Annotated in this window: 14 protein-coding genes; 7 read left to right on the plus strand and 7 right to left on the minus strand. The window is 71.2% G+C overall.

Annotated elements, in window-relative coordinates; genetic code table 11:
- On the minus strand, positions 1–852 hold an 852-nt coding region (locus GT042_RS32560; RefSeq protein ID WP_161312287.1), incomplete at its 3' end, for a 3-deoxy-7-phosphoheptulonate synthase.
- 30 nt (positions 853–882) lie between these two features.
- Complete coding sequence (locus GT042_RS32565; RefSeq protein WP_161312288.1) at positions 883–2,112, minus strand: NADP-dependent malic enzyme; 1,230 nt, start codon at positions 2,110–2,112, stop codon at positions 883–885.
- A 181-nt stretch (positions 2,113–2,293) separates the two neighbouring features.
- Here GT042_RS32565 and GT042_RS32570 point away from each other — a divergent pair, with 181 nt between their 5' ends.
- The 3 genes from GT042_RS32570 (at position 2,294) to GT042_RS32580 (ending at position 6,247) form a co-directional block, all read left to right on the plus strand.
- Positions 2,294–3,637 carry a peptide ligase PGM1-related protein gene (locus GT042_RS32570; RefSeq protein ID WP_161312289.1) on the plus strand — a complete coding sequence of 448 codons (1,344 nt, stop codon included), beginning with the start codon at positions 2,294–2,296 and terminating at the stop codon, positions 3,635–3,637.
- Positions 3,638–3,675: 38 nt separating this feature from the next.
- Entirely contained in the window at positions 3,676–4,866 is a 1,191-nt protein-coding gene (locus GT042_RS32575; protein ID WP_161312290.1) for an MFS transporter, read from the plus strand.
- Between the two features lie 244 nt (positions 4,867–5,110).
- A complete protein-coding gene (locus GT042_RS32580) occupies positions 5,111–6,247 on the plus strand; it encodes a phospholipase D-like domain-containing protein (RefSeq protein ID WP_237531433.1) in 1,137 nt (378 codons plus the stop codon).
- A gap of 40 nt (positions 6,248–6,287) precedes the next feature.
- On the opposite strand, the gene GT042_RS32585 is transcribed toward GT042_RS32580, so the two are convergent.
- The 5 genes from GT042_RS32585 to GT042_RS32605 all read right to left on the minus strand — a co-directional run bounded on the left by GT042_RS32585 (position 6,288) and on the right by GT042_RS32605 (position 10,451).
- A complete protein-coding gene (locus GT042_RS32585; protein ID WP_237531432.1) occupies positions 6,288–6,746 on the minus strand; it encodes a MarR family transcriptional regulator in 459 nt (152 codons plus the stop codon).
- 36 nt (positions 6,747–6,782) lie between these two features.
- Positions 6,783–7,208, minus strand: a complete 426-nt coding sequence (locus tag GT042_RS32590) for an SRPBCC family protein (RefSeq protein WP_161312292.1) — start codon at positions 7,206–7,208, stop codon at positions 6,783–6,785.
- Between the two features lie 86 nt (positions 7,209–7,294).
- Positions 7,295–8,194: an N-acyl homoserine lactonase family protein gene (locus GT042_RS32595; protein ID WP_161312293.1), complete on the minus strand. Its 900-nt coding sequence runs from the start codon at positions 8,192–8,194 to the stop codon at positions 7,295–7,297.
- Between the two features lie 52 nt (positions 8,195–8,246).
- Positions 8,247–9,611 (minus strand): LLM class flavin-dependent oxidoreductase, encoded by a 1,365-nt coding sequence (locus GT042_RS32600; RefSeq protein ID WP_202534380.1) that lies wholly within the window; start codon positions 9,609–9,611, stop codon positions 8,247–8,249.
- 273 nt (positions 9,612–9,884) lie between these two features.
- On the minus strand, positions 9,885–10,451 hold the full coding sequence (locus tag GT042_RS32605; RefSeq protein ID WP_161312294.1) for a hypothetical protein: 567 nt from the start codon (positions 10,449–10,451) through the stop codon (positions 9,885–9,887).
- Positions 10,452–10,652: 201 nt separating this feature from the next.
- On the opposite strand from GT042_RS32605, the gene GT042_RS32610 reads away from it, so the two are divergent.
- From GT042_RS32610 to GT042_RS32625, 4 genes are all read left to right on the plus strand, one after another.
- On the plus strand, positions 10,653–11,855 hold the full coding sequence (locus GT042_RS32610; protein WP_161312295.1) for an alkene reductase: 1,203 nt from the start codon (positions 10,653–10,655) through the stop codon (positions 11,853–11,855).
- Positions 11,852–12,604: an SDR family oxidoreductase gene (locus GT042_RS32615; protein WP_161312296.1), complete on the plus strand. Its 753-nt coding sequence runs from the start codon at positions 11,852–11,854 to the stop codon at positions 12,602–12,604. The genes GT042_RS32610 and GT042_RS32615 overlap by 4 nt, the downstream gene beginning before the upstream one ends.
- 15 nt (positions 12,605–12,619) lie before the next feature.
- On the plus strand, positions 12,620–14,068 hold the full coding sequence (locus GT042_RS32620; RefSeq protein WP_345944009.1) for a DHA2 family efflux MFS transporter permease subunit: 1,449 nt from the start codon (positions 12,620–12,622) through the stop codon (positions 14,066–14,068).
- Positions 14,068–14,416: winged helix-turn-helix domain-containing protein (locus tag GT042_RS32625; protein ID WP_202534382.1), on the plus strand; the 349-nt coding region annotated here is incomplete at its 3' end. The genes GT042_RS32620 and GT042_RS32625, both read left to right, overlap by 1 nt.

The raw sequence follows: 14,416 nt of genomic DNA on the forward strand, positions 1-14,416 counted from the left end.
CAGCGGCGGCAGCCGGTCGGCCACGGCCCCGGCGCCCATCCGCGCGATCAGGGTGAGCCGTCCCGGCTCGCGCCGGGGGTCGAGCCGCTCGCACAGCGCCAGCAGGTCGTCCGGGGTCATGCCGGGGCCGACCTTGCAGGCCACCGGATTCGCCACGGCGGCGAGCAGGGCCACGTGGGCGCCGTCGAGCTGCCGGGTGCGCTCGCCGATCCACGGCCAGTGGGTGGAGGTGAGCAGCAGCCGCCCGTCGGGCTGCCGTCGTACCAGAGGCAGTTCGTAGTCCAGCAGCAGCGCCTCGTGGCTCGTCCACACCGGTGCGCCGGACCGTGACCGGTGGGGTCCGCCCCGCCATCCGAGCAGGTCCATGACACGTTTGGAGGCCTGGTAGCCGGTCAGCAGGCGGGCGGGGTCGGGGCGGCGCAACTCGGCGTCGGGTTCCGGGGAGTTCACCATGTGGCCGCGGTAGACCGGCAGTTCCACGCCGCCCACGGTCTCGGTCGGCCGGGAGCGGGGTTTGGCGAACTGGCCGGCCAGCCGGCCCACCCGCAGGACCGGGCGGCGCGCGGCCATGGCCATGGTGCCCGCCAGGACGTCCAGCAGACCGGTCTTGCGGGCGAGGTCGTCGGGGGTGCACTCGGCCCAGTCCTCCGCGCAGTCACCGGACTGGACGATCTGCAACTCGCCCGCCGCGGCCACCACGAGATGGTCCCGCAGGGCCGCCACGTCCTCCGCGTGGACCAGCGGCGGCGCGGCCGACAGTCTTTTCCGTACCCGCTCGACCCCTTCGGGGTCGGCCCAGTCGGGCTGTTGTAAGGCGGGCAGTGAAGCGATCACATCCTGTACCGAGGCCATGCCGTCGGGACTCCGTCCGCGTGTGGGGGGTCAGTACGAGAGCGAGGTACCGGGCGACAGGCGGCACGCCTCGGGACGGTCCCTCGCCGACGCGCCGTCCTCGAGGGCCGCCCGCGCCACGGCGGAGGCGACCGCGGGCATCACCCTCGGGTCGAGCGAGTGCGGGACGATGCGGTCCGCGGCCAGATCGGCGGCGGCGACCTCCGCGATCGCGTCGGCGGCGGCGAGCTTCATCCCCTCGGTGATCCACCGGGCGCCCGCGTCCAGCGCCCCCCGGTAGATCCCCGGCGAGGCAAGGGTGTTGATGATCTGGTTGGGATGGTCACTGCCGCCCGTCCCCACCACCGCCGCGTACCGCCCGGCCACCTCCGGACGGATCTCCGGGGTGGGATTGGAGAGCGCGAAGACGATCGCGCCGGGCGCCATCGAAGCGATCAGCTCCTCCGGCACCGTGGAACTGGACACCCCCACGAACACGTCGGCACCCCGCAGTGCCCCGGCGAGACCGCCGCGCAGCCCGCGGGGATTCGTGGACCCGGCCAGCGCGGTCTTCGCCGGATTCATGTGGGCCCGTCCCGGGACGAGGATGCCGCGCGAATCGAGCACGGTGACATCGGTGACCCCTGCCGCGAGCAGGATCCGCGCACACGCGACCCCCGCCGCCCCGGCGCCGGAGACGACGACGCGCTGCCGCGTCACGGCCCGGCCGACCACCGCGCACGCGTTGCGCAGTGCCGCCAGCACCGCGATGGCCGTACCGTGCTGGTCGTCGTGCATCACCGGGCAGTCCAGGGCCTGGACCAGCCGGTCCTCCAACTCGAAGCACCGGGGCGCCGCGACGTCCTCCAGGCTCACCGCGCCGTACGACGGCCGCAGCCGTACCAGCGTCTCGACGATCTCGTCCACGTCGGTGGTGTCCAGCACCAGCGGTATCGCGTTCAGTCCGCCGAACTCCTTGAGCAGGGCGGCCTTTCCCTCCATGACGGGCAGGGCCGCGGCCGGCCCCACGTCGCCCAGGCCGAGCACCGCGGTCCCGTCGGTGACCACGACGACCAGCCGGCCGGCCCAGGTGTAGCGGTCCGCGAGACCCGGGTCCCGCGCGATCGCGGTACTGACCGTGGCTACGCCCGGGGTATAGGCGATGGACAGCGCACGGGAGTCGTGGAATGCGGTGGTGACACCCACGCTCAGTTTTCCACCTTCATGAGCGGCGAACACCTCGGCGTCCGTCACAGGGCTGTTGACCCCGATAGCGGTCATGGTGAAATCCCTCTCCTCGGCAAGGTCACCTGGACAGTAGCCGGGCGCCCGACGCGGCCGCACCACCCGACCCGGTAGGAGCGGCGGCCTGCGGTTCTACTCGCGTGAGTAGTGGTTCTCCCGGAGAGACGGCAACACAATGGCGAAACTCCCGAGCCGCACGGAAAGCGAGCGCCGAACAATGACCACACTGATCATCAGCAATCAGCGGACCGAGGAAATGGTGGGCGACCTCGAATTACTCGACCCGGAATACCGGCTGTACGTGGGAAATCAGGCGCAGCGGATGGCGTGGTGCCTCCAGGAGGGCGATGTGCTCGTCCTCCCCATGCCCGTGCACGAGGAGTTCCTGCGGTACGTCACCGCCGCCCTGGGGATCCCCCGCGACTCGGTCCAGGTGCTCGTACCACCGCCCGGCCGCTTCGGGGAGGGCGTGCTGTCCCAGGACCGGCTCACCGACGAGGGATTCCTCACCGCCCTCGGAGACGCCGTACAGACACATGACGTCGACCGCGTCCTGCCCTTCCACTTCGACAGCTCCGTGGCCGAACTGACCCGGACGCTCGGCCTGGACAAGACGATCCCCGGCTTCGGCTTCCTCGACCAGAGCGGCGGCCGGCTGCTGAACAGCAAGGCCACCTTCCGCGCCCTGGCCGGCGGGGCGGGCGCACCCGTGCCGCCCGGCGGTGTGTTCGCGAACCGGGAGGAGGCCGAGGACTTCCTCTGGGAACGCGTGCTCTCCCAGGGCCACCCCGCCATCCTCAAGCAGGACTTCCACGTCGCGGGATTCGGCAACGAGATCGTCAGCCCCGTACCCGGCGTCGACCCGCTCGGCGCCCAGCGTGCCGTGGTCACCACGAGCCGCGAAGACCTCGCCGCGTACCTGACGGAACGCTGGTCCTGGCTCACCGACGGCGGGCGCAACCGGGTGGTGATCGAGAAGTACGTACCGGACTCCGCCCCCATCTACGCCGAGGTCCGGATCGAGGAGCACGGCACGGAGTTCACGGGACACGGCGAGATGCGGATGAAGCCCGTGCTCAACGGGCTGATCGTGCCCGCCCCTTCGGCGGAACTGCCCGCCTTCCCGGGCTTCCTGGACGCCGTACGGCGCCTGTGCCACCCGATCCACGCGATGGGCTACCGCGGCATCGTCAGCATCGACGCCATCGTCACGCCCGCCCGGAACATCCTCATCAACGAGTTCAACTGCCGTACGGGCGGCTCCACCCACATCCACCGCATCGGCGAACGCGTCGTCGGCGACGACTACTTCGAGGAGCGGATCCTGGTCGAGCTGCGCCGCTGCACCTTCCCGCCCTTCACCACCACCGTCCAGGCCCTCGCCGACCACGGTCTGGCCTACGACCCCGACTCGCGCACCGGTGTGCTGATCACCGTGGACGACAGCAGCGCGTCGGGCGGTTTCGGCGAGTACTGCGTCGTGGCGCGGGACGCCGGGCACGCCCAGGAACTGGAACAGGCCGTCGAGGACCTGCTCGCCCCCCTCGGCACGAAAGGCTGATCGAGTTGTCCGCCGCAAAACCCCGCTACCGGGACCTGATGACCCGTGAGCTCCTGCTGTGGGCCCTGGTCGCACTCGCCAGCAAGGCCCCGGTGGCCATGGCACCGCTCGCGGTGGTGTTCCTGAGCCGGGAGAGCCAGGGGGGCTACACCCTGGGCGCGATCCTGGCCTCCGCGTACGTCCTCGGAGAGGTCGTCGGCGCCCCCCTGCTCGGGACCCGCCTGGGCCGCGGCCGGATGAGGCCGCAGCTCTCGGCCGGGCTGATGGTGGGCGCCCTCGCCTTCTGCGCCCTGCCGCTCGCGGCGTCCGCCCCGTCCCCCGTCCTCATCGCCCTCGCCTTCCTGGCCGGCGCGGCCCCGGCCGCCTGCCCCGGCGGTGTCCGCGTCATGCTGACCCGGCTGGTGGCCGACGACGCCGTACCCCGCGCCCTGAGCGCCGAGGCGACCCTGACCCAGATCACCTGGGCCGCGGCGCCCGGCCTGGTGGTCCTCCTGTCCCTCCAGGTGCACCCGGGAGCCCCCCTGATCCTGGGCGCGCTGCTGGCCGCCGCAGGCGCGCTCCTCGTGCTGCGGCTCCCGGAACCCCGGGTCACCGAACCCACCGGGCGGACCGCGGCGCCGATGACGCGGACCCTGCTGTCCGGCTGGCCCGTCTACCTCACCAGCGCGGCCGCCATGGCGATGCTGGCCACCGCGGAACTCGTCCTGCCGGCCCTCCTGGAAGACCGTAACGTCGCCGTCGGGTGGTCAGGGCCGCTGCTCGCGGGATTCGCGCTGGCCAGCGCCGCCGGCGCGTTCTGCTACGGCCTGCGGAACTGGCCCGGCTCCGTCCGGGTCCAGAGCCTGGTGTTCCTCGCGGTCACCGCCGGCTGCGTCTGTCTGGTCGCGTTCCTGCCGGGCCTGCCGGGCATCGCCGCCGGCCTTCTCCTGGCGGGCGTCTTCCAGTCCGGGGTCATGGTCACCCGCAATCTCAGCCTCCGCGAGCGCCTGCCCGAACACGCCCACGCCGCCGCGTACTCCGTCATGTACGCGGTCCAGGGGGTGGGCTACAGCCTCACCGCGTCCCTGTCCGCCGTGGCGCTGAATCTGGCGACCCCTTCGGTCGCGATCCTGGGTGGTGTCGCCCTGACCCTTCTCATCACGGCCGTCAGCGCCGTCGCCGAACGCCCCTCCGTACCCCGGGCCTCCACCGAGTCACCCGCTTTCGCCGAGGCGGACCACGGCCCCTGACGGAACGGCCGTGGCGTACCCCCGCCAGGACGGGTTTGAGGACCGCGTTCGCGGCCAGACTCTTGGTCGAGCTGCGCCGGCCACCCCTTCCGACCGGCTCGCAGTCGCCTCAGCGGTAGCCGGAAACGCGGAGGCGTGGCCTCTCCCGGCACGGCGGAACCGTATGACCAGCGCACGCAGTGAACTCGAACCCACCCCGGACGTCCCCGACCGGCCCGGAACCGTACCGGAGCGGAAGCAGCGGATGCGGCGCCGCCTGGAACGGCTGATCGGGATCGCCGCCACGGAAGGCAACACGCTGCTTCCGCTGCGCAACGGGGACGAGATCTTCGCGGCGATGCTGGAGAGCATCCGCGGCGCCGAGTACACGATCGACATGATGACGTTCGTGTACTGGCGGGGTGAGATAGCCCGCCAATTCGCGACGGCCCTGGCGGACCGGGCGCGCGAAGGGGTCCGCGTACGGCTGCTGCTGGACGGCTTCGGCAGCAGGCTGATCGAGAAGGATCTGCTCGATCTGATGGAGGCGGCTGGTGCGGAGGTGGAGTGGTTCCGCAAGCCGCTGTACCTCTCGCCGCTGAAGCAGAACCACCGGTGCCACCGCAAGGTGCTCGTCGTGGACGAACGGGTCGCGTACACCGGCGGGGTGGGAATCGCCGAGGAGTGGTGCGGCAACGCCAACAACGCGAACGAATGGCGTGACACCCACGTCCAGGTGCGCGGCCCCGCGGTCGACGGCGTGGCCGCGGCCTTCGCGCAGAACTGGGCCGAGTGCCACGACACCCTCTTCGACGCGCACGACCGCTTCACCGGCCACGAGCCGCAGGGGGACGCCGTCGTCCAGGTGGTCCGCGGTTCGGCGAGCTTCGGCTGGCAGGACATGCAGACCCTCCTGCGCGTCATGATCGAGTCGGCGCAGGAACGGTTCCGCCTGGCCACCGCGTACTTCGCCCCCGACCCGTACTTCATCGAGCTGCTGTGCGCGGCGGCCCGGCGCGGCGTCGAGGTGGAGATCCTGCTGCCCGGCCCCCACACCGACAAGCGGGTCTGCCAGCTGGCGGGCCAGAACCACTACGACGACCTCCTCGCCTGCGGAGTGAAGATCTTCGAGTACCAGCCGACGATGATGCACGCCAAGGTCATCACCGTCGACCGGATCGCCGCCCTGATCGGCTCGACCAACTTCAACCGCCGCTCCCTCGACCACGACGAAGAGGTGATGCTCGCTGTCCTGGACGAGGACTTCACCGCCACGCTGGACGGTCACTTCGACGAGGACCTGGCGGTCAGCGAGCGGATCGAGAAGGGGCGCTGGAAGCGCCGCCCGGCCGCGCAACGGCTGCGGGAGGCGGCCGTCACCCCCATTCGCCGTTTCCTGTGAGGCTCCGGGGCGGCGGTGCCCGCGTGACACCCGGCCGGTGTCACGCCATGCGGTTGACCAGGGCCTGGCCGGAGGGGAGGCCGGCCACGAAGGCGCGGAGGAAATCCGTGAGTTGTGCGGTGTCGTGCGTGTGGGTCAGGGCGTCGATGGACCGGTAGAGGGTTTCCTCGATCTCCGCCACCTGGCGGGCCAGTCGGGCGCCGGCGGGGGTGAGCGCGATCTCGATGTGGCGGCGGTCGTGCGCGGCTGCTTCACGGGTGACCAGTCCGGCGGAGACCAGCCGGTCGACGAGGCGGCTGGGACTGCCGCTCTCGCAGACCAGCAGGTCGCCCAGACCGTTCAGGGTGAGGGGCTGGCGCTCTTCCAGGACGCGGATGACCTCTGCCTGGGAGGTGGTGACCCCCAGGGGTTTGAGGGCCTGGCCGAGCAGCCGGTTGCCTTCCCGTTGGGCGGCCAGGATCAGGTAGCGGAGTTCCTCGGCGGGACGCATGGCGGGCATGGGGGCATTCTCCCTGATCGGTGACGGCGGATTCGCTCATACGGCCGCGTCGGCGAGGAGCCCCACGTGGGCCGCGCGTGCGGTGAGACGGTCCAGCCGCAGCTCGGCCACGCCCCGGTACGCCTTGGCGAGGGCGCGGGCCAGGGGCCCCTGGTGGGTGAACTCGTGGGTGACCAGGGTGCCGTGGAGGTGGGGCCGGAGGCGCCAGGTGCCGGTCTCCTGGAAGCCGGGGACCTGCCACGTGCAGTCGATCTCTCCCTCTTCGATACGGGTGTACTGCCAGGTCCCGGTCAATCCGCCGATCACGGTGAGGGCGTACGGCACTCCGGTGGCGGCGCGGGCGGGGCCGTCGACGTGCTTGAACGCCGGGTTCCAGTCGCGCAGGGCGAGGGGATCCAGGAGGGCGTGGCGGACCTGGGCGGGGGAGGCGTCGAGGAAACGGGTGGCGTGCTGGCTGGTCATGTCAGGTCCTTGTCCTGTCGGGGCTGTTGGGACTGTTGGGGCTCTGTCGGGTAGGCGTACGGGTATGCGTACGGGCCCGTGCTCGGTCAGGCTCGGGCCGCCTCCGCGAGCCGGCTCCCCCGGGTGGCGGCGGCGAGAGCGGCGGCGGCGCCGGGGTCGTGGGCGGCCAGGACGGTCAGCCCGGGGTTGCGCCGGCGCATTTCGTTGATCATCGCGGTGGTGTCGGTGAGGCGCTTCCTCTCGCCCACCCCCGGCACGTGTCCCGCTTCGAGCAGGGCGGAGTCGTACGTGACGTCACCGACCATGAGCAGCGGCGGGTGGTGGGGCCCGCGGACGAGCATCGACAGGGAACCCGGGGTGTGTCCTGGTGTGGGCAGGAGGACCATGCTGCCGTCGCCGAACAGGTCGTGTCCGCCGGTGAAGGGGGCGAGGGCGGGATCGGCGAGCGGCCGGGGATCGACGTGCTTCCAGCGCAGGCCGGGGATCCGGATGTGGGAGCGCAGCAACCCCTTCTGTTCGGGGGCCCGTTCGTCCAGGGTCTCCCACTCGCGGCGGCTGACGACGATCTCGGCGTGGGGCAGTTCGCGCAGGCCGCCGATGTGGTCCTGGTGCAGGTGGGAGACGACGGCGGTGGTGACATCGCGGATGTCGTGGCCGAGGGCGGCGAGTTGGCCGGTGAGGGTCTGGTGGGGGGCGATGTCGAAGCGGGCGAGCCTCTTGTAGATCAGCCCGACAGGACCGCCGGGGAAGTAGGCCGGGTCGGTCACCGACGCGCGGTCCTGGCCGGTGTCGAACAGCACGAGTCCGTCGCGGTGTTCGACCACGTACACGTTGATCGGCAGCGGCTCGGTCCAGCGCCGCGACGTGGCCAGCCACCAGTACATCGGGGTGCGGGTCGCGGCCCGGTGCTCGGGCCGGATCCTCACCTCACCGGTGCTGACCACGGAGACGCGCTGGACGGGGGCGGGGTTCGGGTGAGTTGTCATAGGAGAAAGATGACACGACATGTATGTCGTGTCAAGTAATCTCCGGCGTCTCTCACGCGCCCGTCGCGAACGCTCCCCGGTAAGCGGCGGCCGGGTGCCGGTCGTTGAGGTGGGCGTCGGCGGCGAAGAGCTTCGTGCGCAGGGTGCCCGGGGTGTACGAGGTCTTGGCGAGGCCGCGGCGGCGCAGCTCCGGCAGGAGCTTGTCGATGACCTCCTGGTACGAGCCGGGGATGTGCCAGTTGGTGACGTTGATGCCGTCGACGCCCGCGGCCTGCCACTCCTCCAGGATGTCGGCGACCCGGGCGGGCGGACCGACCACCCGGTTACGGCGCGTCAGGATCCGCGCCAGGTCGCCGACCACGGGGTTCTCCTCGGTGACGCCCATACGGGTCCAGTCCAGAACGGCCTGGCTGCCCGTCGTCGTGACCTCGGAGAGGGGGGTGTCGAGCGGATACGGCGTACCGTCAGGGCGGTTCCCGTAGTTCAGCTGGATGAGGTAGCCCCCGGGGCTGATGAAGCTCTCCAGGTGCGCCTCCTGCGCACGAGCCTCTTCCTCGGTGTCGCCGATGACAAAGGTCAGCGCCTGGAAGAACTTGATGTCCTCGGCGCGCCTGCCCGCCACGACGGCGAGCGCGCGGATCTCCGCGATCACGGCTCGGGCGACCTCGGGTGTGGGCGCGGCGATGAAGACGGCCTCCGCGTTCCTGGCGGCGAACGCCTTGCCCGGTCCGGAGGCGCCGGCCTGGAAGAGCACCGGTGTGCGCTGCGGCGACGGCGAGGGCAGGTGCGGGCCGAGGACGCGGTAGCGCTCACCGACGTGATGGATCCGGTGGACCTTCGCGGGGTCCGAGTAGATGCCCCGCTCCCGGTCCTTCAGGACCGCGCCCTCGTCCCAGGAGCCCTCCCACAGCTTGTAGACGACGTCCACGTACTCGGCCGCCCACCGGTAGCGCTCCTCCCGCTCCGGCAACCGGTCGAGGCCGAAGTTGCGCGCGGTGTTCTCGACGGCGCTGGTGACGATGTTCCACGCGACGCGGCCACGGGAGATGTGGTCGAGCGTGGACACCTTGCGGGCGAAGTCGAAGGGATGCTCCTGGACGATCGAGCTGGTGAAGGCGAGACCGAGATGTTCGGTGTGCACGGCCAGTGCCGACAGGAGGACCGCCGGGTCGTTGCTGGGTATGTGCAGACCTTCCCGTACGTTCCCGCTGAAGTCGCCGTCCGCCGGGCCCTGTACGCCGACCTGGTCCGCGAAGAAGATGCCGTCGAACAGCCCCGCCTCCAGCCGCTCGGCGAGATCGATCCACACGTCGACGTCGTTGAAGTCGGCCTGGCGCGCGACCGGCTGCCGCCATTGGCCATGGTGGTAGTGGGACGCGGTGTTCATCAGGAACGCGTTGAAAAGGAGCTCGGTCACGGCGGACTTCCCTGTCGAAGAGGGGGTGTTGGGGGGTGTGCGGCAGACGTTAACCCCCTTTCCGGGCGGCTGGGAGTGCCGGTGACACGCCTCACACGGTGTCAGTCGGTGTGTTGGCGCGGCACGAGCGTTGGCAGCGCTCGACAGCAGCGCGTCGACGGCCGGGAACGGCAGCGGTCAGATTTCACACTGCCGACACACGCGTCGTCCTGCCGGCACATCCGGTTCTGCCGACACGCACCGTCGTGTCGGTACACCCGGTCCCGCCGGTGTTCAGGCGCGCCGGGAGGCCAGCGCCTTGCGGGTGATGCTGGCGGCGTAGTTCGGGGTCTCCCGGTGGTTGTGGGCGTCCGAGGCCTCCTGGCGTGCTGACGCGGCCTGTTCGAACGTGATGCCGTTCGCCTCGTAGAACTCCATGCCCTCCGTGGTCGGATGGGCGAGGATGCTGTTGCTCAGCCGGCAGGTGCCGTCACCGTTGTCCGTGACACTGAGTTCCCAGATGCCCTGCGAGGTGGTCCAGCCGTTCGGTGTCAGCGCGTCGGACAGCGACACCAGGCGCAGGTGGTGCTTCTCGAAGACGTCGTGCACGGCGTGCTGGATCGTCAGGGTGGTGCCGATCATCTCGACGTTCAGTGTTTCGCGGCGGCCGTCGTCGGTGATGCCGTGGGCGCAGGCCTTGTGTTCGCCCGGCGCGCAGCGCTGGTACTCGTCGTCCGACAGATTCCCCAGCCAGTCGGCGAGGTCGACCTGGTCGAACGGAGCGTCCACGGTCGCGTGGACCGTCGAGTCGGAGAGGACGAGATCGGTCAGCACCTTGTTCTCGTTCGTGTGCTCGCTCATGTGAGGTTCTTCCTTCCCCGTGCGGGGTGGAGCGGGTGGGTGAGTGGTCCCCCTCACCTGCGACGGTAGCGCCTTCTCAGGCCTCCGGCCTATCACTGCTGATGCTGACATCCATCATCAGCGATCGTTGGACGTGATGGGTGGCGCGGAGAGACAGTGGACGGGCCAGCTTGATCCATCTGTCACGACGAGGAGGCGGGGATGTCCCTCCCGCTGCGCACCGCGAAGCAGCCACTGCTCGATCCGTACGATCTCGGCGACGGGCTGACCCTGCGCAACCGCGTGGTCATGGCCCCGATGACCCGGGCCCGGGCGGAGAATCCGGAGCTGGCCCCGACGGAGCTGCACAGCGAGTACTACCGGCAGCGCGCCGGCGCCGGCCTGATCGTGTCGGAAGGCACCTGGATCAGCGCCGGAGCGATCGGGGCGGTGCACGTACCCGGCATGTACAGCGAGGAACAGGCCCGCGCCTGGCGCGAGGTGACCTCGGCGGTGCACGCCGAGGGCGGAGCCATCTTCGCGCAGCTCGCGCACACCGGCGCCGCCTCGCATCCGGACTTCCACCAGGGCCGCCTGCCGGTCGCGCCCTCCGCGGTCAACCCCGGCGGCACGGTGTTCACACCGAACGGACTCACCCACGTCGTCACGCCCCGCGCCCTGAGCGTCTCGCAGATCGCGGAGGTCGTGGAGCAGTACCGGTCGGCCGCCGTCAACGCGAAGCTGGCCGGCTTCGACGGTGTGGAGCTGCACGCCCAACGGGGCTATCTGATCGCCCAGTTCCTGAACCCCGCACTCAACCTGCGTACGGACGCCTACGGCGGCACCGCCGAGGGCCGCGCACGGTTCCTGTTCGAGGTGATCGACGCGGTGGTCGGTGTGTGGGGGCCGCACCGGGTGGGCGTCAAGTTCGCCCCGCACCAGGTGCTGGGCGAGTCGGCGGAGGCGTCGCCCGAGGTGCTGGCGGTCCACGAGTACGTGGCGGCCCGCCTCGACGACCACCCGCTCGCCTACCTGCACCTGATGATGACCCGGCAGCCCAACGTACGGGTGACGGCGGAGCAGCGACTCGAATCGCTGGGACTGTTCCGGCCGTTGTACCGGGGGACCCTCATCGCGAACGCCGGCCTCGACCAGGAATCGGGCAACGCCGTCATCGGCGAAGGCCTCGCCGACCTGGTGTCGTTCGCGGCGCTGTTCATCAGCAACCCCGACCTGCCGCGACGCTTCGCACACCGTCTCCCGCTCGCCGACAGCGACCGCGAGACGTTCTACCAGGGCGGCCCCCGCGGCTACACCGACTACCCGCCGGCCGCGGATGCCGTGGCCGTCCCTTCACCTACCTCGTCCACCGGCACCACGGAATCGTCCACCGGCACCACGGAACCCCACGGAGCATCGCTGTGACCACATCGCTCGAAGGCAAGATCGCCGTTGTCACCGGAGGCTCGTCCGGTATCGGGCGGGCCATCGCCGCCGAGTTCGTGGCGGAAGGAGCCCGCGTCTACCTCACGGGGCGCAGAAAGGCCGAACTGGACGCCGTGGTCGCGGAGATCGGCCCCGGAGCGTACGGCGTCCGCACCGACGCCTCCGACCTGTCCGGGATCGAGGCGCTCTTCCGTACCGTCGGGGAGCGCGAGGGCAGGGTGGACGTCCTGGTCGCCAACGCCGGCGGCGGGAGCGGCGCGCCGCTGGGGGCGATCACGGAGGAGCAGTACGCCTCCACGTTCGACACCAACGTCAAGGGCGTCCTCTTCACCGTCCAGGGGGCGCTTCCGCTGCTGAGCGGCGACGCCTCGGTGATCCTCATCGGATCGAGCACCACGGTCAAGGTCGACGGGCCGGGCTTCAGCGTCTACGCCGCGAGCAAGGCCGCCGTACGGAGCCTCGCCCGCAGCTGGGCGATCGACCTGCGCGGACGTGGCATCCGGGTGAACGTACTGACCCCGGGACCGACCAGGACCCCGGGCCTCCTCGGCCTGGCGGAGGAAGGCGCGGAGGAGGCGTTCCTCGGCTCCTTCGCGGCGAGGATCCCGCTGGGCCGGGTCGCCGAGCCCAAGGAGATCGCCACCTCGGCGGTGTTCCTCGCGTCCGGGGCGTCGAGCTTCGTCAACGGGGCCGAGTTGTTCGTCGACGGCGGCCACGCGCAGGTCTGAGAGATGACCCCCGCCGTGGCGACTCCACCGCGCAAGGCCCTGCTGCTCGCCCTGTGCTGCGTCAGTGTCCTGCTCATCGGGATCGACATGACCGGCGTGAACGTGGCGCTGCCCACGATCGGCGCCCGCTTCCACGTCGGCACCAGCGCCCTGTCCTGGGTGGTCGACGCCTACACCGTCACCCTGGCGGCCTTCCTGCTCCTCGCGTCGTCGGCGGCGGACCGGCTCGGCCGGCGGCGGATCTTCGTCCTCGGCCTCGCCGTCTTCGTCGTCGGCTCCGCACTCTGCGCGGTGGCACCGACGCTGGGCTGGCTGATCGTCTTCCGGGTGGTGCAGGCCCTCGGCGCGGCGGCGCTGAACCCCGTCGCCATGGCGATCATCGGCACCGTCCACACCGAGCCCGCCGAGCGCGCCCGCGCGCTCGGCGTCTGGGGCGGTGTGATCGGCCTGTCCCTGGCACTGGGGCCGATCGTCGGCGGCGCGCTCGTGGACTCCCCTGCGGGCTGGCGCTGGATCTTCCTCATCAACGTGCCCATCGGGATCGCCGCGCTCCTCGTGACACGGCGGGTGGTCCCCGAGTCCCGCTCCCCGTTCCCCCGCCGCTTCGACCCGTTCGGACAGGTCTTCGTCACCACGGGTCTCGCGGCCCTCACCCTCGGCATCATCGAAGGGCCCGCGCTCGGCTGGCTCTCCGCGCCGATCGCGGTCGCGTTCGCCGTCGCGGCCCTCTGCCTGACCGGACTTCTCCTGTACGAGCCACGCCGCGCCGAACCCCTCATCGAACTGGGCTTCTTCCGCAGTTTCCCGTTCGCCGCGTCGAGCCTGACGGCCGTGCTCTCCTTCGCGGCGCTCGGCTCCTTCCTCTTCCTCAACAGCCTCTACCTCCAGCAGGAACGCGGGTACTCCGCCTTCACCTCCGGACTCCTCGTCCTCCCGCTCGCGGTGGCCGGCCTCGTCCTCGGCCCGGTCGGCGGACGCGTCCTGGCCGTACGCGGACCCCGCATCCCGCTGGCCGTCGCCGGAACCGGCATCGGCGCCGCCGGCGTCATGCTGTCCGTCGTCGACCGCGCCACCCCCGTCTGGTTCCTGCTGCTCGCCTACACGGTGATGGGGATCGGCAACGCGGCCGTCGGCGCCCCGGTCTCCCAGGCCGCCGTGGCCGGCATGCCGCGCGAGCGGATCGGCGTCGCCACCGGCATCAGCTCCACGAGCCGACAGGTCGGCGCGACCCTCGGCGTCGCCGTCGCGGGTGCCGTCCTCGCAGGTGGCGCCGACGGGGGCACCCACGGGACCCGCACCGCGTGGTGGCTCAACGCCGGTTACGGTACGGCCGTCCTCGTCCTCGGACTCCTCTCGACCACGGCATGGGCGCACGCGTCGGCGCGGGCCGTGGCCGACCCGCCGGCCGTGGAGACCGGAAGCCCGACACGCCAGGAGCGCCCGCAGCGGCGGACACTGACCTGATGACGCGCTTCGAGCTGCTCGGCCCCGTGCGGGCCTGGCGGGACGACGAGGAGATCGGCCTTGGCACCCCGCAGCAGCGAGCACTGCTCGCCCTCCTCCTCCTGCACGAGGGGCGTCTGGTCGAGACGGACACGGCGCTCGACGTCCTGTGGGGCGAACGGGCACCGCGCGGAGGCCGGGGGACCGTCCGCACGTACGTCTACCGGCTGCGCCCGCTCCTCGGCGCCGCCGCGGCGATCGAGTCGGCGAGCAACGGATACGTCCTGAGGCTGCGTGACGCCACGCTGGACGTGAACGGCTTCCTGCGGCTGACCGACCAGGCGTACGAGGCCGGCCGCCGCGGCGACC

Origin of the sequence: Streptomyces sp. SID3212, from assembly GCF_009865405.1 — a bacterium.
Lineage (GTDB): Bacteria > Actinomycetota > Actinomycetes > Streptomycetales > Streptomycetaceae > Streptomyces.

Excerpts from the sequence above, each read along its gene's own strand:
- GT042_RS32590 (WP_161312292.1), bottom strand. The coding sequence starts at position 7,208 with ATGACCAGCCAGCACGCCACCCGTTTCCTCGACGCCTCCCCCGCCCAG.
- GT042_RS32580 (WP_237531433.1), top strand. The coding sequence starts at position 5,111 with ATGCGGCGCCGCCTGGAACGGCTGATCGGGATCGCCGCCACGGAAGGC.
- GT042_RS32570 (WP_161312289.1), top strand. The coding sequence starts at position 2,294 with ATGACCACACTGATCATCAGCAATCAGCGGACCGAGGAAATGGTGGGC.
- GT042_RS32585 (WP_237531432.1), bottom strand. The coding sequence starts at position 6,746 with ATGCCCGCCATGCGTCCCGCCGAGGAACTCCGCTACCTGATCCTGGCC.
- GT042_RS32605 (WP_161312294.1), bottom strand. The coding sequence starts at position 10,451 with ATGAGCGAGCACACGAACGAGAACAAGGTGCTGACCGATCTCGTCCTC.
- GT042_RS32575 (WP_161312290.1), top strand. The coding sequence starts at position 3,676 with ATGACCCGTGAGCTCCTGCTGTGGGCCCTGGTCGCACTCGCCAGCAAG.
- GT042_RS32595 (WP_161312293.1), bottom strand. The coding sequence starts at position 8,194 with ATGACAACTCACCCGAACCCCGCCCCCGTCCAGCGCGTCTCCGTGGTC.
- GT042_RS32610 (WP_161312295.1), top strand. The coding sequence starts at position 10,653 with ATGTCCCTCCCGCTGCGCACCGCGAAGCAGCCACTGCTCGATCCGTAC.
- GT042_RS32565 (WP_161312288.1), bottom strand. The coding sequence starts at position 2,112 with ATGACCGCTATCGGGGTCAACAGCCCTGTGACGGACGCCGAGGTGTTC.